This is a genomic window from Flavobacterium flavigenum (genome assembly GCF_027111255.2).
GTDB classification, from domain to species: domain Bacteria; phylum Bacteroidota; class Bacteroidia; order Flavobacteriales; family Flavobacteriaceae; genus Flavobacterium; species Flavobacterium flavigenum.
In genome coordinates this window covers 3,227,183-3,249,410 of the sequence record NZ_CP114285.2, presented here as the reverse complement: position 1 = coordinate 3,249,410, position 22,228 = coordinate 3,227,183, and the positions used below count along the sequence as shown (strand labels likewise).

Genomic DNA, 22,228 nt, shown 5'->3' with positions numbered 1-22,228 from the left:
AACAGTCTCTTTTTTTATGCTGTTTCGCAAGTGGCATTATGAAGAACCGGAAAATTACAGGAATTTGCAATAAAACACAATTGATTGGCTTTTTTATGCAGCTCTAAAGCTTCCTGAATTTTATCGGGATTAGCAATTTTCACTTTTGGGTACAGACGGACTTCTGTAAAACGGCCGCTTCCATCAGCAGAAACTTCAAGGACTGCTTCGGCATTATCAGTATATTCTAAAACTTCAATTCCGTTTTGGGAACACGCATATAAATACGACATCATGTGGCAGGAAACCAGACTGCTTAAAAGTAAATCCTCAGGATTATATAAGTCGGGATCGCCTTTGAATGCTTTTGCTGCGGAAACATCTAAAATTGGTTTTCCTTCTATTGAAATTTTATGGCTTTTGCTGTAGGATTTTGAAATTGGTCTTATCGGATTCGGGTTTGAAGTCCAGTTTATTGCTGCTTTAAAAAGATGCTTAAATGTCATAAATTAATTGATATTATCTATTAATACGGAACTAATGGGAGTAATTAATAACTAATTTTTATTAAATCCTTATTTATTTATTTTTACCTGAATATTTTCCTTTTTTATAGAATCATTCTGCTTTTCGCCATTTTCTACATGGTGATTAATTTCACTTTCGTTTATTGTATCGTTGCTTTTTACAGCCGGTTCGCCATCTACAACTGCTTTGCCCATACAGCTTGTTAAAGTAAAAGCTAAGCCCAATGAAAATAGCGCGATTTTTTGAATTGGCTTTATTTTAATTCGGCTAAGTCTGCTTCTTATTTTTTCGTATTTAATGCTTTCTTCGCTTTCAATCTGATTCAATTTAAAATGCCCGCAAATCCTTTCCTTGTCTGAGTTTTCAGTGAAATATTTATGGATTTGAGCGTTCTTCATCTTTGTAAAATCGATTACTGTTTTATTGCAGGAATTGCAAAATCTGCCATTTTTATCTGGCGACATTGAATTCCAATTTTCATTACAAGGTTTTGGTATAGTGATTTTATTTTCCATATTATTTTAAAAAGACGTTCAGTTTCATTTGACAAAAACTATTCCACTACTAGCTTAATATCTCAACAAACGGATTTTGAAAATTGTTTTCACTATTTTATAATTCTAATTAACTTCGGATACCCGTTTTGTGTATTTCCATTTCTTGTTCTAACAGCAGACAGTATCGGCAGAATTACATTTAATGCGTAAAGTATAGCCACTACATAAAACAAAATATCGTGAGGACCCCAATGCATAATTTTAAATAAGGCGAAAAGCGTTATTGAAATGTAAGCAAAAAACAGACCATATTATCTGAAAATTCAAAAGATTAGCGCCAGCTTCTTTCATACCTATAATTTTATCTTTTTTGGTCATCCATAAAATTAAAGGGAGAATAATATTTCCAACCGGAATAAATAAAAACGCTAACACGGAAAGATGCAAAATGATCAAGTAATGATGATCTTCTTTTTTCCCGTAATCTAAAATGTCCTCTGCGTTTATGTCGAGAACTTCACAAATCAAATGGAGCGTTTTGCCGCGTGGTTCGCTTTCGTTATTTTCGATTCGCTGGATGGTTCTTAAATTTATTTTAGATGATTCTGCCAGCTCTTCCTGAGACAGCCCTTTTTTCTTTCTGACTTCCCTGATTTTTTCTCCGATTTCTTTCATAATTAATTCTGTTTATTTTGGGACAAAACTATTATGAAACTGTAATTTTTATAGCGGTTTATTTGCGACATTTTTACGGCATTGTTGTCAGGTTGCTGGTCATAAGTTCTTATAAAATTAGACTTTAGGTTATTAAACCAAGATTTTTTACATAACTGATTGAAACGCTTTACAACCGAAATACCCAAAACTCGTCTTCCTTTAAATGACGATTTATAACTTTTGCCGTAAAATTTGGAAGTCGTTACTAGATTCGGGTTAGAATCTCATTTATTGCTGCTTTGAAAAGGTGTTCGAAGGACAGTTATTAAATGATTTCGCAATTAATACCGTATTTTCAATCACAAGAACTAAATTTAAAAATCAACCTAGATTAAAAATTACTTTTTGAGTTTTTTCTACTTAGCCTCTTCGTCAAATTGTTTTGTCCATTCTTTTACGAGTGCAGGTATACGAGTAACTACTTCTTTTCCAAAAATAACTTCAGTCACAAGTCCCATATGCAACATGTCACATATTCTGCACAAATATGATTTCCCCATTCCCCACCAAGTATTATGGTCATCGATCATTAAACAATGATGAATTTTTCTCCCTAAATGATCACGAACTTCATTCAGTTCATAACCATCTAGTTGCGTCTCATAGACTCCATCAGCAACACGGCTTCCAAATGTAGTTGTATAATAATATTCTTTTATTTCCCACAAAGCTATTGGGTTTATAACATTCGGAAATGATCCATCAACTCTTCGAGATAAACTGCGAATAGGAAAATTATCGTGAGTGAATGCAGATAATTCTTTTGGATCATAGTTACAGTCATATCCTACTGAATTTGCTTCAATTAACATATTTATAATAGAAGTAAAATATGCAGGACCTTGTTTTTCTCCTTTTTGCTTATTCAAAGGTTCAGGACATGTAGGTTTTAAATCAGCTTTTAATTTTGTGTATAAATCCTTCGCTTGTTTTAGGTTCTGAAGATTTGGCTCGATATGATTAGTAAGAAAATCAGCCCGAAACTGAAAATATTCAATAAGTAAACTACCAAAAACTGTTACTTCATTTTTTAAAACAATCTTACTTGAATCTAACCCGAGCCTATCATAAGCAGTTACAATTTCTTCAATAGATGGAATTTTAATAGTTCCTAGCCCTCTGTTTGTATAACCTACTTTTTGACTAATGAGTTTTACATTTGCCCAAAATTCTTGAGGTTGTTTTAAAAACTTATTTTCTGCTTGCATTTATTTTATTTTCAAATTCTGTTAGAAATTCAATCATGTTCGTGTTGAAGCACTTTAAAATTTCTCGAAGTTCAATGAAATCGATTCTTCTTTCTCCACTTTCAATTTTACTAATGAAAGATTGAGGGACTTTTAGTAAGTCTGCGAGATCGGATTGGCGTAATCCAGAAGATACTCGAAGCTGGTATAGCAGTTCGAGTAGTAATTTATTTTCCTTACTATTAAGCGATTTTTTCACATTTCAAAAATATATCCTAAAACAGAATATCCCAAAATAGGATAATAGCGCAAATTTATTACCTTTGAAAATAAATCTACAAAGTATATGCAACTCACCTTAGAAGAAAAGTATGGAACATATTATCCGCCAAAATCACAGTTACTAAAATGGGTTGGAAATAAACAAAAATTTGCTGCAGAAATTACACGAAGCTTTCCAACACATTATGGAAGGTATTTTGAACCATTTTTAGGAAGCGGTGCAATTCTAGCCACAGTAGCTCCACATAATGGATTGGGTTCTGACACTTTCGAACCATTAATGCAAATTTGGAAAATGCTAAAAGCAAATTCTAATGAACTCATAGATTGGTATGCAGAAAGAAGAAATCAAATAGGAGAAGAAGCTAAAGATGAAGTTTATAAAAGAGTTTTAGCTTCATATAATGCAAAACCAAACGGTGCAGATTTTCTCTTTTTAACTCGTTCTTGCTATGGAGGAATAATTCGTTTTCGTAAAGCTGATGGATATATGTCTACTCCTTGTGGTGTTCATGAACCAATTTCTGTCGAAAGTTTTTCTAAACGTGTAAATGAATGGAAGAATCGTCTAAGTAAAGTTGATTTTGAGCATTGTGATTATAGAGAAGCCTTTTCACAAGCAAAATATGGTGATTTAATTTATTGTGATCCTCCATATTCCCATAGTCAAACAATTCTTTACGGAGCACAAGATTTTAAATTAGAAGATTTATTATTAGAAATTGATAAAGCAAAATCAAAAGGTGTTCGTGTTGCCCTTAGTATTGACGGGCACAAAAAATCTGGAAACTTACTTTGTGATTTACCGATTGAACATGGTCTTTTTGAGAAGGAACTTTATGTAAATTGCGGAAGATCTATGTTGAGAAGATTTCAATTAGAAGGTCAAACTTTAGAAAATGAAAACGTTTCTGATCGTTTATTACTAAGCTATTAATTAAGGATAATGGATACATGACTTCAATAATTCGCAATTAAAGTCTTTAAATTTTTCTTATTTAAAATGTATAAAATTCAAATAGAAACAAAAAAACCTCGAAATAACAACTTTCGAGGTTTTTTGAACTAACAAAACTGATTAAACTTATTTTTTTACTGAAAACTTAAAGGTTGTTTTCGTTTTATAATTTTCGCCCGGATTTAAAACTGTCGTTGGAAAGTTTTTCTGGTTTGGAGAATCTGGATAATGTTGTGTTTCTAAACAAAAACCTGTTCTGTGCGCATAAGTTCCGCCGTTGCGCATTGGTAAAGTTCCGTCAAGGAAATTTCCGGAGTAGAACTGAATTCCAGGTTCGTCTGTGGTAACTTCCAAAACTCTCCCGCTTGCAGGATGGTAAGCTTTAGCGATAACGGTTTTCCCTTTTTCAGGATTGTTGAGTACCCAGCAATGGTCGTAGCCTTTTCCTCTTATTAATTGTTCGTCTTTAGCATCAATATCTTTTCCAATTAATTTTGGTGTTCTGAAATCGAAAGGTGTATTGGCTACATCCTGTAATTCACCAGTTGGAATTAAAGTAGCATCCACAGGAACAATTTTATCCGCATTCAACGTAAGTTCATGATCTAAAATTGTTTTAGAGAAATCACCTGAAAGGTTAAAATACGTATGCTGCGTTAAGTTTACAACGGTCTTTTTATCTGTAGTTGCTTCGTAAAGTACCTCCAGTTCGTTGTTTTTCGTTAACGTATAGGTTACAATAACTTTTAAGTTACCAGGGTAGCCTTCTTCCATATCTTTGCTTAAATACGATAATTTCAAAACAGCTGTTTCTCCTGATTTAGCTTCTTCTGCTTTCCATACAGCCCTGAAAAAACCTTCCGGTCCTCCGTGTAGGGCATTTGGTGTATTGTTGATTGCTAACGTATATTCTTTACCGTCTAATGTAAATTTACCTTTTGCAATTCGGTTTCCGAAACGTCCGATCAAAGCTCCGAAAAACGGATTTGGTTTCATGTATTGTTCCAAAGAAGTAAATCCCGTAACCACATTTTCAGAAACACCATCTTTATTTGGCACTTTCAGATCTGTAATAATACCACCAAAAGTGATGATATCGACTTCCATTCCGTTTTGGTTTTTCAGCTTGTAGCTTTCAATTTTTTCTCCTTTTGGAGTTGTTCCGTAATCCGATTTTACAATTGTTACAGAATCTTTTGCGTTTTGAGTTGTGTTCGACTCCATTTTTTTATCGCTTTTACATTGAACAGAAAGTGCTGCCAAACCGATTATCGTAATTCCGAAAGCACAACGTTTTAATACATTCATAAATACTGGTTTTTTAAGTTAGTAAAGTCTTAAAGCCGAAAGTCTTAAAGCCAATTGATCCAAAGTTAACCAATCTTTATGACTTTATGACCTTCGACTTTGGACCAGATTATAATCCGTGCTGAAACGTATGATAGTACGCTTCGTTTGCATTAATTTTATCTTTGAAATCCCTGATAGTTGTTTTTTCATCAATCACCAATAATTCAATTCCGGCGATATCTGCAAAATCTTCCATAAATTCAGTTGTAACTGCCTGGCTGTACACTGTATGGTGTGCTCCTCCTGCTAAAATCCATGCTGTAGCAGCAATGTCAAGGTTTGGTTTACAATCCCACAATACACGGGCAACCGGAAGTTTAGGCAATTCAGCCATAGGTTTTACAGCAACCACTTCGTTTACGATTAAACGGAAACGGTTCCCCATGTCTACTAATGAAACATTGATAGCTTCTCCTGCAGGTGAGTTGAATACCAAACGAGCCGGATCTTCTTTTCCGCCAATTCCTAAAGGATGCACTTCGCAGGAAGCTTTTCCGTCAGCAATAGATGGACAGATTTCTAACATGTGAGATCCTAAAACGTATGATTTTTGTGGTGTGAAATGATAGGTGTAATCTTCCATGAAAGAAGTTCCGCCTTCAAGACCAATGTTCATTACCTTTAATGCTCTTACCATAGCAGCTGTTTTCCAGTCACCTTCTCCACCAAAACCGTAACCATCTGCCATTAATCTTTGTGTTGCGATTCCCGGTAATTGTTTCCATGCACCAAGGTTTTCGAATGTATCTGTAAAAGCTCCAAAACCTCCTTCTTCAAGGAAAGCTCTTAAACCTAGTTCGATTTTTGCTGCTTCTACTAATGAACTTCTTTGTGCTCCGCCTTCTTTTAAAGAATCCGTTAAGTTATAAGAAGTTTCGTAAACTGCCAATAAATCGTTTAATTGGGCATCAGTAACTTTCTCAATATGCTTGGTAACATCAGAAGAATCATATCCGTTAACCGACATTCCGAAACGTATTTGAGCCTCCACTTTATCACCTTCTGTAACAGCAACTTCACGCATATTGTCTCCAATACGTGCTACTTTCAAGTTTTGAAGCTCGTCCCATCCTAAAGCTACTCTTGTCCAGATGCCTAATTTTTTCTGAACTCTTTCGTCTTCCCAGTGTCCTACAACCACTTTGCGTTTTTTACGCATTCTGGACATGATGAAACCAAATTCACGATCTCCGTGAGCTGATTGGTTCAGGTTCATGAAATCCATATCGATAGAACCCCATGGAATTTCAGCATTGTATTGTGTGTGTAAATGACATAATGGTTTTTTCAAAATACTCAATCCGCCAATCCACATTTTTGCCGGTGAAAATGTATGCATCCAGGTAATCAGACCGATACAGTTTTTCGTTGTATTTGCCGCTAAACAAACATCTAAAATCTGAGCCGGTGATTTTACTACATCTTTATAAACCACTTTTACAGGGATTTGAGATGATTCTCCTAATCCTTTTGCAATTATCTGAGAATGTTCTGCTACTTTTCTTAGTGTTTCTTCACCGTATAATTCCTGGCTTCCTACTACAAACCATACTTCTTTTTGAGAAATGTCAATCATTTTGTTATTTTTTGTTTCAAGTTTCAGGTTTCAAGTTTGCTTCTCCTTTTCGATCAGGACTGTCTATTCAAGTTTTTGAAATGCTGAAAATCTTTGTTATTTATTATTTATTTTATTTCTTTTAAGTTGCAGATTCCAAGTTCAGCGTTCCAATAACCTGAAACAAAAAAACCTGAAACCTGAAACTAAATTTTTACTGTCCGTAATACGAATCTTTTCCGTGTTTACGGTTGTAATGTTTCTTTATCAATGAATCTTTCAGTCTTGGTGCATTCGGGTTTATTTGTAAAGTCAGGTACGCCATTTCGGCTACGACTTCTAAAACCTTGCTGTTGTAAACCGCTTTTGCTGCATTTTTTCCCCAGGCAAACGGACCGTGGTTTCCTATCAAAACCATCTCTACTTCTTCGTAGGAAAGATTTTTTTCTTTAAAGCAATCCAAAATCTGAATTCCGGTATTGTGTTCGTAGTTTCCTTCGATAAGCGAATCTGCCATTGGCGGAGCACACGGAATATCAGCAGTTAAGTGATCTGCATGTGTTGTCCCAAAGATTGGAATATCTCGCTGAGATTGCGCCCAGGCTACTGAATAGGTTGCGTGTGTGTGTGCAACGCCTCCAATGTTTGGCCAGTTTTTGTATAAGTAAGCATGCGTTTTGGTGTCTGATGACGGACGCATTGTTCCTTCTATGATATTGTTGTCAAAATCAACAATCACAATATCTTCAGGCTTTAAATCTTCGTAAGGAACACCGCTTGGCTTAATGGCAAAAACACCATTTTTTCTGTCAACTGCACTTACATTTCCAAAAGTATACACTACCAGATTCAATGCATTTAACTGCATGTTGGCTTCGTAGCATTCTTGTTTTAAATCTTTATAAAGAGAACTCATTTTCTGTAATTTTAATAGATGGATCTGCAAAAGCACTTAACCGTTCGTAAGCAATAAGCAGTTTATTGTAAGCTGCTACTTTGTCAAGTTGTGGTGTGTACTCACTTTCAAAAGGACTTCCCATTTTTTGACTGGCTTCAATTACATTTGGATAAATCCCGGAAGCGACAGCGGCATAAATTGCAGCTCCCAAAGCCGGTGCCTGATCTGACAGGGCTACTTTAATTGGCTTGTTTAAAACGTTTGCCAAAGTCTGCATGATGAAAGGCGATTTACGGGCAACACCACCGATACCGATAACGCTGTCAATTTTTACCCCTTCTTCTTCAAAACGATCCACGATTTTTTTAGATCCAAAACAGATTGCGTTTACTAAAGCTTTAAAAATATGAGGTGCTTTTGATCCTAATGATAAGTTTGAAATGGCGCTTTTTACTTCCTGATTTGCATCCGGGGTTCTGCGTCCGTTGATCCAGTCTAAAGCGGTTGGTACACTTTCAGACAATGGAATTTTTTCAGCTTCTTTGGTTAATTCTACGATTAATTTATCACTGAATTCTTCTCTTAATTGTTCTTTTTGAGCATCATTTAAAATGGATGAAGAACCTAACAATTGTTCTGTTGGCCACATTAGCAATTCTTTGTACCAGGCCAGTAAATCTCCAAAAGCAGACTGACCTGCTTCAAGACCGATATAGCCCGGAATCACAGATCCGTCAACCTGACCGCAGATACCGCGAACGTTTTTGGTGCCTACTTCATCATAAGAACCAACTAAAATATCACAAGTCGAAGTTCCCATTACACGTACCAAAGTATTTTCGCCAATTTTAGCCCCAACTGCTCCAGAATGTGCGTCGAAAGTTCCAACAGCTACAACTGTATCTGTCGTAAGTCCTAAACGGTCAGCCCATTCTTTGCTCAATTTTCCGGCTACCAAATCTGAAGTATAGGTTTCATCGTATAAATTGACACGAAGTGCAGCTAAATATGGATGTAGTTTTTCTAAGAATTCAACAGGAGGAAGTCCGTTCCAGTCCTGGTGCCACATGGCTTTGTGACCTGCTGCACAACGACTTCTTTTGAATGTTTTTAAATCTTTATCTTCAATTAATAAATAGGTCATTAAATCGCAGTGCTCTAACCAGGTGTGGGCTGCGTTTCTTACGGCCTCATCTTCTCTGGCAATGTGCAGGATTTTTGCCCAAAACCATTCTGATGAATAGATTCCACCTACATATTTTGTTACATTTTCACCGCCCCAGCTTACTGCCAGTTCATTGATTTCGTTTGCTTCATTTATGGCAGTATGATCTTTCCACAACACCATCATTGCATTTGGATTTTCCTCAAAACCTTTTGTCAAAGCCAGTGGAATTCCATCTTTTGTAACCGGAACCGGAGAAGATCCTGTGGTATCAATACAGATTCCTTTTATGGCGGCAGGATCAACTTTGCTTTCTTTAACAACATTTTGAATGGTAATTTCCAGTCCTTCAATATGATCCAGAGGATGCTGACGAAACTGATTTATAGAAGCGTCACAATATTGTTTGTTTTTCCATCTTTTATAATGAGAAACATTTGATGCCAGTTCCTGTCCATTTTCAGTGTCTATAAGCACTGCACGAACAGAATCTGTTCCGTAATCTAATCCTATAACATAGTTTTTCATTTCAAATTCATTTAATGACGACAAATATAATATAATTACCCTATAAGTGTACAAAAAACACTTAATAAAATTAGCTTACTATTTTTTATAATATTTTTATCAATTACATCATATTATATAGAGCTATTTTCCTTCTAAAACAACCACTGAGAAAGGTGGAATGGTGATCTCTAATTTCCCTTTTTTATTTTCGAAACCTTTAAAAACGGTTGGTACAATTTTATTTGGTGCTTCGAAAGAGTTGTAATCCTGCAGTTTTGAAGATGTAATTACAGACCCTGTGAAATTTTTAACCCCCAGATCTTTTATATCTATTTCAATTTTATTTTTATTTTTTGAATCTACATTTACTAAAGAAATATGAACTGCTCCATTTTTATCTTTTGAAGCGGAAGCTGATACTGCCGGAAGGGTTTCTCCATTAACTGTGTACAAAGGTGATTGAAAGCTTACAGGTAATAATTTTGCATCCTGGTGAACCGCATATAATTTCATGACATGATACGTTGGTGTTGTAATCATTTTAGCTTTATCAGTCAGAATTACCGCCTGCAACACATTCACACACTGTGCTAAATTTGCCATACGGACCCTGTCTGCATGATTATTGAAAATATTAAGCGTTGCTCCGGCCAAAACCGCATCTCTCATCGTATTTTGCTGATATAAAAATCCTGGATTTGTTCCTTTTTCTACTTCATACCATCCGCCCCATTCGTCAACCAGCATGGCTACTTTTTTCTCAGGATCATATTTATCCATTATAGCAGCATGTTTGGTAACAAGTTCTTCCATTTTCAAAGCAGATTTCATCGTTTGAAAATATTGCAGTTCCGTAAAATCTACGCCGTCTCCTTTTTTATTCCAGTCAATTACAGCATAATGATGTACACCAAGGCCGCCCAGCATATTAAGAGGAATGTTTTTCATCATCACTTCGGTCCAGTTGTAATCTGAACCATTTGAACCTGATGCAATACGTGTAATGCCTCCTGTGTTTTCCCAATCGGACATGAAAGTGGCGAATTTTCTATATTCTCCTGCATAATATTCAGCAGTCATATTTCCACCACAGCCCCATGCTTCATTTCCGATTCCCCAGAATTTAACTTTCCATGGCTCTGTTCTTCCATTTTTTCTGCGTAAGTCACTCATCGGACTTTTACCGCTAAAATTGGTGTACTGAACCCAGTCAGCTAATTCCTGAACCGTTCCGCTTCCTACATTTCCTGACAAGTATGGCTCAGCTCCAAGAACTTCACACATATTCAAAAAATCATGAGTACCAAAACTATTATCTTCGGTCACGCCTCCCCACCATTTATTTACAATTGTTGGTCTTTGTTCCTGAGGGCCAATTCCGTCTTTCCAGTGATAGGTATCAGCAAAACAACCTCCAGGCCATCTTAGATTTGGAATTTTTAAATCTTTTAAAGCAGCAATAATGTCGTTTCGAACTCCCTTAGTATTGGGTATTTTAGAAGTATCTCCCACAAAAAAACCTCCATAAATGCAGCGTCCTAAATGTTCAGCAAAATGCCCATAAATATTTTTGTTGATAGTTGGAGCACCCGCATCATTTTTTATGGCAATTATTGTCGTTTGGTTTTGTGCAGAAATCGTTTGTAAAGAAAGTGCAACAAATAAAAATAGAAGGTTTTTTTTCATGGTTTTTCTTAGTTTTTTAAGTTTTTAGAAGAATAGCTGTTAACCCATTTTTTCTAACTTTTGAGTAGTAATCTAATAAAAATACTCATTAAGTGTCTTTTTAACATTTGTAAATTTAAATAAAAAAAAAGCTTAAAAACAAATTGATATGGTAAAATAACTGTACAATTAGAGCATATTTCATAATTTAACTTCAATTCAAACATTCAAATGTTATTTTTTATTCTAAAAACACAACCGGTAGCATAAATTTTTTATGAATAAAGATAATTTTGGAGAAAAATATGACTTATTAGATAAAAATTTAGTTTTAATGATTTTATACCTTTTGTAAGAAATTAAAAAGATGTACTTTATAGCTTTTGATAAAAAAGCTTATTAATCATGAGATTATTCCAAACATCTTTACTAAATAATTATGGATCTAAATATCACAAGCAACTATAATAATTATTACTTTTAATTTGACCATAATGAATTAAGTGTTCTATCTACATTAATAAATTATGAAACCTATTAGGAAGTTTATATATTTACTCCCAAATTACAGTATATGTTAAATAGTTATAGTTCTGCGGATAAGGTTTTATTAGCAGTCGATTGTATCATTTTTGGTTTCGATCATCAGGGATTAAAAATACTTTTAATTAAAAGGGATTTTGAACCTGAAAGAGGAAAATGGTCTTTAATTGGCGGATTCTTAAAACGTGATGAAATATTAGACAATGCCGCCATTCGTATTTTGAGTACCTATACCGGACTGCAGGATATCTATATGGAACAGCTGCACGCCTATAGCGAAATAGATCGTGACCCAGTCGACAGGACTATATCTGTATCTTATTATGCACTCATTAATATTGAAAACCATAATACAGAACTCATTAAAAACTATCATGCAGAATGGTTTAGCGTTGTAGATGCCCCTAACCTTATTTTTGACCACAACGAAATGGTTAAGCATGCCATTAAAAGGTTACGTTACAGAACTTCGATAAAACCAATTGGATTTGAATTACTGCCGGAAAAATTCACCATGCGACAATTGCTTGAATTGTATGAGGCAATTTTAAGCAAAGAATTAGACAAACGTAACTTTATCAGTAAGATTAATTCTTTAGAAATTTTAAACAAACTGGATGAAAAAGACATGCAGTCTTCCAGAAAAGGATCTTATTTATATACGTTCAATAAAGAAAAATACGAAGAAAAATTACTTAACGATTTTGTCCTGAATTTATAAAACCTCAGATTTTAGATCGAGTCTGCAAGTATTAAAAACTAAGTAGAGGTTTGTTTTACGAAGGACTTTTAGTCCCTCTTTAAATTTAATTTTTAGAATGAATTTTTGAATTATCCCTCATCTGTAATATTCCTATACCCTATAGAATCTGAAACAACGCATCCAAACGGCTGAAGGTTCGGAAATTTCATTGATATTTATAAAGTTAGTTCTTCCTTTTTAGACTTTTCAAAATCGAAATAACATTGTCTTGCACTGAGACCCATATGTGAGTCTTATAAGATGTAGCTAAACCTTTAAAAATTTTAGTCCCTCATACTTATCATATTATAACTAACAACTTACGCAATGTCAGACCTTATCTTTATTCAATTTCAGCCATGCAATTTTTTAACCACTTTAAATCCATATATAGCAAAAATGATATAATTTAATTTAAAATCAAATTATATCATCAATTAAAGTAATCCTTTAAAAAAAACTTTTTTTACTATATTTCGTTATATATTTATTAACAATATCACCAAAAGTGGGTATTGCGTCTTACTACATCATCGGGGGTATTTTAGCAGGCATATTCTGCTAAAAAATGAAATTATCTCCTATTTGTTTTGCAAGGTGGCAAATATTTTTATTGCTCCTTATTATTGTTGTTTCGTTACTTAATATTGAATATTTTTTTAATTCAAATTCTGTTGCTTATTATAGTACTTGCACAGCAATTTTACTTTACACAATTTTCAATATTTTTCTCAATCGTCATCAGCAGACTGTCTTTAAAACGCCTCTTGTTCTGTTTATTTTATGGTGTTTCTATGTTTTATTTTATTGCCTAACGCACAGGACAAGTTTAGTTTTTACAATTTATAGTATTGTCCTTTGCTTTTTACTGCTTACCTCAACCTTTTTCTTCCGCAGCCTTAAATTAAGATTTATAGAATTCTGCATCGGAGTCACTGTAATTTCAACGATAGAAGCATTGTATTGTTTTATACAGTATTCAGGCTTTGTAAAAAGTCAGAATAACGATTTCAAAGTTACGGGCAGTTGGGAAAACCCTAATGTTACAGCCATGTTCCTGGCGCTTACTGTGCCTTTTTTCCTGTATTTACTGAAGCGAAAAAACAAGAAAATAATTCTGGCCGGATTTGTTATTTCAATTTCTGCGCTTTTGATGCTTAAATGCCGTGCTGCGTTTATTGGGACAATAGTTTCCATTATTGTTTTCTACAGTTTAGAATACCGGCTCGCAGATTGGGCAAAAAATAAGAAAAACAACCTCAGCGTAAAGGCGTTTCTGGTTTTAAGTCTGATCATTAGTGTTTCAGCCTGCTCTTATTTATACAATTCGAAAAAAGATTCAGCCGATGGAAGGAAATTTATCTGGAAACTATCAAGTGTTATGGCGATGGAGAAACCACTTACCGGCTACGGATATGGTTCCTTTGAAAAAGAATACAATTTGTTCCAGGCCAATTATATAAAAAAAGGCAATGCAACACCTGAAGAATTAGTCAATGCTGGTCCTGTAATTATGCCCCATAATGAGTTGTTGTTACATGCTGTAGAAGGAGGCTTTATAGGAGTTTTATTGATTTCACTATTTTTTGGTTCCCTTCTTTTTACCATAAGACAAAAAAACAAAGACAACCCGGAAAACTCGGAGGATAAAATCACGAAAGTTCCGGAAAACAGCTTTTTTAATTTAGGTTATGCAGGAACCATCAGCTTTATAGCCATGTCAATGGTCAATTCTACTACCCAAATAATACCATTAATGTGTTTGTTGATGATTTATGCCGCTATGATTTGTAGCACTACAGAACCTGTTTCAGTTTTTAAAGGCATTTCTTTCTTTAAAACAGATCAATTTTTAATAATCTTTAAAGCATGTACAATCTCGGCCAGCTCCTTTTTGCTCTATCAGGTTATAATACTGGCCTCTGCAGACAGACAAAATAAAAAAGCAAAACTCCTGAAAGAAACAGGCAATTACGAACAATCATGGCAAATTCTGGCCAGTCTCGAGCCTGCGTTAAAAGAAAACAGTGATTATTGGCAAAATTATGGGCATCTGTACTTTAAAATGCAACGTTTTCCTGAAGCGTCAGTCTGTTTTGAGAAAGCAAAAAAATTCAGTTCACTACCTCCAGTATATTTAGGCAGCGGAAAAATCTACCATAAACTAAAACAATATCCTCATGCAGTTCAGGAATATGAAACACTCGTTGCATTATACCCCTCAAAATTTTTATACCGAATGCTATTGCTTGAGATGTATTTAAAAAACAAAAATATTCCCAATGCAATTTCGCTTGCGGAGGAAATCATCAGACTCAAACCAAAAATACCATCTGAAAAAGTGGGTCGGTATAAAAGCCACTGTAGGGCTTTACTGATAAAATTAGGCGTACCTAAAAACATAAAAAAAATTCAGACCCAATAATATCTATAACAAATTCAACTTTAAAATAAATATGCGACTACCCTTTAAAATCGTATTTTTTCTTATTCCCTTTTTAATCCATGCCCAATATCCTGCTCAGGTTGAAGCCAATTTGAAAAAATCAGGTAAAAACAGACCGGAACTCGAAAAAGCACTTCAATATACCCATAAAACTGGAGATGCATTAAAAATAAAAGCCATGCAGTTTTTAATCAGCAACATGGATATTCATTCATCAGCGGATTATTATTGGGAAAACGAAGAAAAGGAAAAGGTTGACTATAATGAATTAGCCTATCCTGACTTTGAACAGGCAAAAAAAGCTCTTACGGCTATCAAAGAAAAAAATCCGGGAATACACCCCAAACCCGTTATTTATCAGGATATAGAAACCATTACAGGTGATTACTTAATTCAGAACCTTGAAAAGGCTTTTGCAGTATGGCATTCTTCTACAATGAAGAACACCTCTTTTACTGATTTTTGTGAATTTATTTTACCTTATCGTGTAAGCGATGAACCTTTGCAGGATTGGCGCCCTGTTTATGCGGATAAATTTAAGTGGATTAGTGAGCAAATCCCGTCCAAAGGATTCAAGCCCGTTTTGTTTAATGTAAAAGATGATTACAACAGCTGGTTTAAAAACACTTTAAGGGAACAGCGCAAAGAACCCTTGCCAAGACTAAGCGCTTTGCAATTATTATCAAGAAAAGAAGGCCCTTGCCCTGACATTGCCAATCTTGGTGTTTTTGTGATGCGTTCGCAGGGAATTCCTGCAACTGTAAATGTAATTCCCTATTGGGCAACCGCTACAGGAGGTCATTTTACGAATACTTTTTTTGATGATAAAATGCATCCTTACAATTGTGATTTTGGGGCAAAAGATTACGAAGAAGATTTAAAAAGAGAACCTGCCAAAGTCCTGCGCCTTACCTATTCTAAACAACCCGGAACCCTGGCCAGTTTTGAAGACAAAAACAATATTCCCACAGCGATTCTAAAACAGCAAAATTATATAGACGTTACCAAGGACTATTGGGAAACGACAGATGTAACATGCCCTTTATTTGCTTCAACAAATCCATCTAAAATTGTATATGCCACTACTTTTAACGGACTCTCGTGGAGACCTTTCTGGTGGGGAAAAGCAGAAAACGGAAAAACTGTTTTCAATGCTGTATGCAAAGGAACTGTCCTGATTCCGCAATATTACACCAACGGGAAACTAGTTCATGCCGGAGCACCTGTTGTGGCTGACGGGAAAGAATCGAAAGTATTACTTCCCGACCTTAACCATACCCGAGAAATTTTAATAACCGAGGCAGATAAATACCTGCGTTTTAAAATGGGTACTACCTACAAGTTATACTACTGGAACAACGGATGGAAATTAATTGATACCCGGGAAGTCAGCAACCAAACTACATCTATGCTTTTCAGTAAAGTACCTAAAAATGCTCTTCTCTTATTACTGGCCAGCGATTCTAAAAAACTGGAACGTCCCTTTACTATAGATGATAACGGCAGCAGGACATGGTTTTGATAATGGTAAAATTCAAAATTCAATGGCAATATCAATCACAAAATTCAAGACAACTATGATAATCAAAAAATATAAAAATATGAAAACGAAATTATTTTTCTTAGCCTTATTAGGCATTTCCTGCTTAGGCCGGGCACAGGTAAGTCAAAAGGTAAGCATGATGTTTCCTGCACACATTGTGTATAAAATAGATGAAATAAACTCAAAACTAAAACTTTCCGAAGGAAAGCAAATTAAAATAGGCCGAAAACTTCACACAGCCGACAGTTTAGCAAATGTAAGTTTAGCAAATGGAGGCCCTATAACTGACTTAAAATCGTATTATAAAGTTGATGTCAATTTTTTGACGCCAATCTTATCTACTGAGGAATTAGATTATTATGGTTATCAGGAAAATACAGATAATCGTTTTTTGGCAGTTTTAATTTTTTCTTCTCAGTTAAAACTGACTCATGAACAAATAAACACAATCCGAAAGGCTAATGATTCTTTGAAAGTTGATCCAAAAATGTCCTCAAAAAAAGAAGTGATTCATATTTACAACAAAAAACTTCTTGAAGTTTTGACGAAAGAACAGTATATCTCTGTACTCAAAGCGATGTATCACGAACAGTCTGTTGAGGAAGCACAAAAAGACTGGGCGAAAATTAAAAAACTGCAATTGGTTGCTGATAAAGACGAGAAAACCCAGTACACCAAAATCTTGAATTACCACATAGCTAAAAATGCTTTTTTAGACAAAAAGTCCGATCGCTTTGAAAAAACCAAAAGAGACCTTTTAGCCAAAAAAATGGCATTGGGAGAACCGCCTCTATTAGTGCGTGCTAATATCTTATCCGATGGGACTTACTCCAATAATAAATATTCCTCTGTCATTAAATATGAAAAAGAACTGGAGCTCACACAAAGCCAGATTGACACACTTTTACTCAGATACAATCAGCTGGAACGTATTAAAATAGAAAATAAAGACAATGAATCTTCTGTAGAAGCTTCCAAAATCGTGCCCTCAGAATACGAAAATATAGCCCATATACTGACTCCTGAGCAAGTAAAGAAATGGCTAATTCAAAAAAACAAACTAGCCGCTAAAAAAGAAGCCCAAAGAAACTGGTTACAGCTAGAGGAAGAAGGCTTAACCAAAGATTTGGATAAAGACAAGACATTAACAGAATTTGGTGTCTATCAGTTACAATTTCTGGTAACCAAAGACAGAGCCATGGTATATCATACGCAGGAAAACATTTTTGCAAAACGGGATATCGAGAAGAAAAAACCTGAACTGCTCAAACAACTTGATGCCATTAATCTAAAAAAATCTAAAAATACCAAGACCAAAAATGCCCTGGCCTGGTAGAAATTTAAAATTAATAAATAACCAATACTTAAATCTATGAAGAGAATTACCCGAAAGGCGGTCTTACTCCTACTTCTGGGGACTGCGCTATCTCAGGCACAGGAAAATCCCGATGTCAAAAAGAGTTTATTGACAGCCCGATTACAATTGACGCAAGGCAGTAAAACCTACAATCCTGAACAGGGAATCGCCAGTTACAAGCAACTCGCAAACCTTGGCAATGCCGAAGCCATGAATGCTTTGGGACTGATTTATAACAACGGAATCAGCGTTCCCGTAAACGAGCAGGAAGGAATACAATGGCTGGAAAAAGCAGCCGAAGCAGGATATGCAAAAGCCTCGTATAACTTAGGGCTGTTGCTTAAAGAAACAACCAGTCCGGCAGATCAGACAAAAGCTTTGATTTATTTTGAAAAAGCAGCCAAAACAGGATATGCCAAAGCTTACAATAGCTGGGGAGGAATGGTTATGAAAGGAAATGGCATCCCACAAAATTATCCTTTGGCTTTAAGCATTTTTAAAGAAGGAGCAGAAAAGGGAGATCCGGCTTCTATCTACTCCGTTGGCTACATGTATTATAAAGGCTTAGGATGTGCACAAGACTACAGCCTTGCCGTACAGCAATTCGAATTAGGCTCACAAAAAGGCAATCTCTCTGCCATGTATATGCTGGGGCTGTGTTTCCGCAACGGCTATGGAGTAGCTATCGATAGCGAGAAAGCAAAATTCTGGTTAAGCAAATCGGCAGCCAGGGGATTAAAAAAATCTGAAACTGAACTGGCAGAACCGGAGGCTGAAAATGCAAATCCTCACCAAACCAAAACTATTTCGCAAGCCATTCCTGAGGTAATCAATATTACTCAAACAGAGGCTCCGGAAACTTTTCAGAAGGTAAAACAGGCCCCAATAACGACAAATATTTCAGGCAATTATACAGGGCATCTGCTGCGTTATGACTGGAGTGGACAAAATATCATCAGTAAAACACCTTTGCAGATCGACCTTACCCAGGATGGAATAAAGCTGACTGGAATATGGAAAGAACAAGCCGGTGACAGCGTTTCCTTTAATGCCCAAATACAGGAGAATGCCATTGTATTTGAAGATTCTAAAATAGACCGTACGGAACATTTCTACAAAGATACGGTAGCGGCTTATCAGTTTAAAGAGGCCAAATTACAATTGCTGCAAACCGATGAATCTTTATTTATCATTGGGAATCTAAATCTCTACAATATAAAGGAGCGTGAGAACGAAAGGCCCATGTATCTTATTTTAGATAAGAAACAGGAAAAAACAGCTACAGCTAACGAAATGTTCTCCTCTGTGGTCATATACCCAAATCCCGTTGTAAGCGATTTCAACCTGAGTTTTGATCTGGCAAAAGACATTGATGCTACTATGAGTATTTACTACATCACCGGAAGGGAATTGTACAGGGAACAATGGAATGGCCTGAGAGCCGGGCAACAAACCAAAACCCTGGCTTTGAATGCTCCTCCAGGATATTACCTGCTGCGACTTACGTACGGAAATGAAGTAAAAACCACACTTTTAATTAAAAAATAAGAACGATGAAAAATAAATATTTTATATTAGTCCTTACGTTCTTAAGTTTGCTAATAGGTCAGAGCAGTTATGCGCAGGACTGGCAGGATTTTGATGATGATTTTGGCTGGGAGGATAGTAATGACGGCTGGTATAGTGATGATTCAAACGATTATGATTATTGGAATAATGATTTTGGAGCCGATGTCAATGGAGGTACATTAAATAATGTTACTGTAACAAATAATTACCATGAGCCTGATTATTCTGAATATTTAAATGCCGATTTATATGATCCCTACAATCATTTGAATGATCCTACTCCTGTTAACTTTGAAGAACCGGAAGAGGATCCTGTAGTCAATCCAAAAACTCCCGCTACTCCAGATCCTGAGGTTTGTACATTATCTGTTTGTACTAAAACAGGTTACGAAGTCAATACTACTTTATGTGCATGTGTTCCTATACCAAGATATTGGTATTTAGATAATGATGGGGATGATTATGACGGTGGATCGGTGTATCAGGGAGAAAAACCAACCGGAAATTATAAAGAGTCAACAAAAGGAGATGATTGTGATGATAACGATGCCAGAAAGTATGGTAATAATTGTGGACTCGCAAACTGGTATTTAGACAATGATGGAGATGGCTATGATTCAGGAACCTATACAGCAGAAACAAGCCCTGGACCAAATTGGAAAGAAGGCACTTCTAAAGGTGTAGATTGTGATGATTCGAGATACAGTGATACAAATGTTTGTGACCCGATAGATCCCTGTGCAGAGATAAAAAAACAACTGGCTGATCAAGAATTTAAAAAGATGATAACTGATCTTAAAGATCCTGAAAAACTTAAATTGAATCACGAAACAGGCTATTATCAGGACAAAGCGGGTAACTATAAACCAATGGAAGTATTTGAAGGAGAACCGGGCGTTTTTGTGCCTTATGGATCTGGAGGGTATCAAAATATAAACCATGTACACCAGAATCAATGGGTCAATCCTGCAAATGGTTCTGTCAATACTGTTTTGCCAATGCCTTCACCAAGGGATATTGCTACAATTTATACCGATTATAATGTGAGCAGACAAAGTGGTACAGACCCGGGCAATAATTATACAGGTACTATCAATAGCCTTGGGTATTTTCAGTTGCGCTACACCGGACAATCAGACAATCTGCCGTTTGAGCAACTCAAAGAAAAAAGAGACCTTATCGATACAGACGAAAATGAAGGAATATTCAAAGCATTAGCTAAAGACCCTGAAAATGGACAAATTAAAGCATTACTCCTTTTTATGCGGGACACTTTAAAAATTACCGATATTGCCTTGTACAAAGTAGATGAAACCGGAGCAAAAAAACTAGAGCTAGATGCAAATAATCAGGTAAAAGAAACCCCTTGTAACTAAAATTTAAAAAAATGAAAAACATTTATATATTAGCTTTATTCCTATTATTTCTAGGGCAAACAAAAGCACAAAATATTATACCCATAGAGAAACATATTGATTACATAGGAGGTGGTAAAGGTATTATTACTAATACTTATTTTAAAGATGTAAACCACTTGATGGATCCTTTGATAGGTACCTGGCAGGGAAGTATAGATAATAAGACCTATACTTTTTATGTCACAAAAACAACAAGACAAGGTCGTACTAATTCGTTTGATGAATTAGAAGTTCGTCATTATATCGTGGATAATAGTACAGGTACCATCATCGAAGATTCCAGAAATGGTGGCAAACTGTATATAGCAGCTAATTGCTTCAGGAAAGAAGATTCTTCCAATTACGAGCTTAATTATTGGGGTGCTAATTCACGTTGTGGACAAAAAGGCTGGATCAGGCTAAAATCATTAAGCCCAACAACTATGAATTTTTATTATTCATGGAATCCTTTAGATCTTCGACGCAGAGAGGAATGCCCAGGAGGAGTTCGTGTCAAATCGCTTTTTCCTGAAAATGTTGATTTAATCTTAACCAAGCTGGACGATAGTTTCACGAAATCCGAACTCTTAAAATGCTTAGCACTTACTCCCAAAAGCAGTAGTTTGTATCAATATGATGGCTTCGATAATTCTGAAGTTACTTATCCTACCAATGTCAACGATAAAATAACTACTCTGTTGGATGTTTTTATCAGTACTGACGATACTAATTTTAGGGCTAATAAAGCTTGTGCAGCCTATAAGTCAGAGTATAAAGTAAAAACTGAGAGTACCCGTTTGTTAAGTATGGAAAAAATAGTTTCGGCAAGTTCGTGTAATACCCCTTTTGTGGCAGACAGCGATTATTTTAATTTTTTCGAAACAGATAATGGTGTTGTTTATAGTGTTAACATCAAAAAAAACAGCTATATAGTATCCGAAATCGGTAAGTTTGCAGCCCAAAACACTTCTTGTAATTATCTTAGCAGCACTACAAAAGCTTATTTATTCTTTGAAGCCAACAAACCAAAATTGTTTATAAAAAATCAATCTTGCAATGGCACAATCAATTTAGATAGTAATCAATTAGAATTTGTTTTTACCGATACCAGTGTTAATTTGATAAAAACCAATACCTATATTGTTGATTAAAAAAGTAGTTTTTTCAACTGACCATCCTGAAAAATATAAAAAATATTATGATTGAAGAGGTTGCCTAGATATAGACTGATCCCAAAAAGGTTATACAAATTATGACAAGCCAAAATCACAACCTGTTAGAACTAAAAATTCTAACAGGTTTTTTTTATGTTATTTTAAAAAATTTAAGGGATTATCATT

General features: G+C 35.3%; 18 protein-coding genes. 8 read left to right on the top strand and 10 right to left on the bottom strand.

The window, feature by feature from the left end:
- Positions 1-14: 14 nt before the first annotated feature.
- The 5 genes from OZP09_RS13315 to OZP09_RS22670 form a co-directional block, all read right to left on the bottom strand.
- Positions 15-485: an OsmC family protein gene (locus tag OZP09_RS13315; protein ID WP_269234219.1), complete on the bottom strand. Its 471-nt coding sequence runs from the start codon at positions 483-485 to the stop codon at positions 15-17.
- 69 nt (positions 486-554) lie between these two features.
- Positions 555-1,022: a hypothetical protein gene (locus OZP09_RS13310; RefSeq protein WP_269234218.1), complete on the bottom strand. Its 468-nt coding sequence runs from the start codon at positions 1,020-1,022 to the stop codon at positions 555-557.
- A 243-nt stretch (positions 1,023-1,265) separates the two neighbouring features.
- Entirely contained in the window at positions 1,266-1,679 is a 414-nt protein-coding gene (locus tag OZP09_RS13305; RefSeq protein WP_269234217.1) for a helix-turn-helix domain-containing protein, read from the bottom strand.
- 398 nt (positions 1,680-2,077) lie between these two features.
- Positions 2,078-2,929, bottom strand: coding sequence for a DUF7687 domain-containing protein (locus OZP09_RS13300; protein WP_269234216.1), 852 nt, complete (start codon positions 2,927-2,929; stop codon positions 2,078-2,080).
- Positions 2,913-3,167 carry a helix-turn-helix domain-containing protein gene (locus tag OZP09_RS22670; RefSeq protein WP_432419434.1) on the bottom strand — a complete coding sequence of 85 codons (255 nt, stop codon included), beginning with the start codon at positions 3,165-3,167 and terminating at the stop codon, positions 2,913-2,915. Before OZP09_RS22670 ends, OZP09_RS13300 begins: the two co-directional genes overlap by 17 nt.
- Positions 3,168-3,254: 87 nt before the next feature.
- Between OZP09_RS22670 and OZP09_RS13295 the strand changes: the two genes are divergently transcribed.
- Positions 3,255-4,127 (top strand): Dam family site-specific DNA-(adenine-N6)-methyltransferase, encoded by an 873-nt coding sequence (locus OZP09_RS13295; protein WP_269234215.1) that lies wholly within the window; start codon positions 3,255-3,257, stop codon positions 4,125-4,127.
- A gap of 147 nt (positions 4,128-4,274) precedes the next feature.
- Here OZP09_RS13295 and OZP09_RS13290 read toward each other — a convergent pair whose 3' ends face one another.
- The 5 genes from OZP09_RS13290 to OZP09_RS13270 form a co-directional block, all read right to left on the bottom strand.
- Entirely contained in the window at positions 4,275-5,456 is a 1,182-nt protein-coding gene (locus OZP09_RS13290; RefSeq protein ID WP_269234214.1) for an aldose epimerase family protein, read from the bottom strand.
- A gap of 109 nt (positions 5,457-5,565) precedes the next feature.
- Positions 5,566-7,074, bottom strand: a complete 1,509-nt coding sequence (gene araA / locus OZP09_RS13285; RefSeq protein ID WP_269234213.1) for an L-arabinose isomerase — start codon at positions 7,072-7,074, stop codon at positions 5,566-5,568.
- 193 nt (positions 7,075-7,267) lie between these two features.
- A complete protein-coding gene (locus OZP09_RS13280) occupies positions 7,268-7,969 on the bottom strand; it encodes an L-ribulose-5-phosphate 4-epimerase (RefSeq protein ID WP_025570946.1) in 702 nt (233 codons plus the stop codon).
- On the bottom strand, positions 7,953-9,644 hold the full coding sequence (locus OZP09_RS13275) for a ribulokinase (protein WP_269234212.1): 1,692 nt from the start codon (positions 9,642-9,644) through the stop codon (positions 7,953-7,955). The genes OZP09_RS13280 and OZP09_RS13275 overlap by 17 nt, the downstream gene beginning before the upstream one ends.
- 123 nt (positions 9,645-9,767) lie before the next feature.
- Positions 9,768-11,312, bottom strand: coding sequence for an alpha-N-arabinofuranosidase (locus tag OZP09_RS13270; RefSeq protein WP_269234211.1), 1,545 nt, complete (start codon positions 11,310-11,312; stop codon positions 9,768-9,770).
- A 553-nt stretch (positions 11,313-11,865) separates the two neighbouring features.
- Here OZP09_RS13270 and OZP09_RS13265 point away from each other — a divergent pair.
- The 7 genes from OZP09_RS13265 (at position 11,866) to OZP09_RS13235 (ending at position 22,039) form a co-directional block, all read left to right on the top strand.
- A complete protein-coding gene (locus tag OZP09_RS13265) occupies positions 11,866-12,555 on the top strand; it encodes an NUDIX hydrolase (protein WP_025570941.1) in 690 nt (229 codons plus the stop codon).
- A gap of 979 nt (positions 12,556-13,534) precedes the next feature.
- Complete coding sequence (locus tag OZP09_RS13260; protein ID WP_269234210.1) at positions 13,535-15,001, top strand: O-antigen ligase family protein; 1,467 nt, start codon at positions 13,535-13,537, stop codon at positions 14,999-15,001.
- A 31-nt stretch (positions 15,002-15,032) separates the two neighbouring features.
- Positions 15,033-16,544, top strand: a complete 1,512-nt coding sequence (locus OZP09_RS13255) for a transglutaminase-like domain-containing protein (RefSeq protein WP_281309516.1) — start codon at positions 15,033-15,035, stop codon at positions 16,542-16,544.
- Positions 16,545-16,623: 79 nt separating this feature from the next.
- Positions 16,624-17,901, top strand: coding sequence for a hypothetical protein (locus tag OZP09_RS13250; protein WP_269234206.1), 1,278 nt, complete (start codon positions 16,624-16,626; stop codon positions 17,899-17,901).
- Between the two features lie 36 nt (positions 17,902-17,937).
- Positions 17,938-19,470, top strand: a complete 1,533-nt coding sequence (locus OZP09_RS13245; RefSeq protein ID WP_281309515.1) for a T9SS type A sorting domain-containing protein — start codon at positions 17,938-17,940, stop codon at positions 19,468-19,470.
- A gap of 5 nt (positions 19,471-19,475) precedes the next feature.
- Positions 19,476-20,867, top strand: coding sequence for a hypothetical protein (locus tag OZP09_RS13240; RefSeq protein WP_281309514.1), 1,392 nt, complete (start codon positions 19,476-19,478; stop codon positions 20,865-20,867).
- An 11-nt stretch (positions 20,868-20,878) separates the two neighbouring features.
- Entirely contained in the window at positions 20,879-22,039 is a 1,161-nt protein-coding gene (locus OZP09_RS13235; protein ID WP_269234200.1) for a hypothetical protein, read from the top strand.
- Positions 22,040-22,228: the final 189 nt, after the last annotated feature.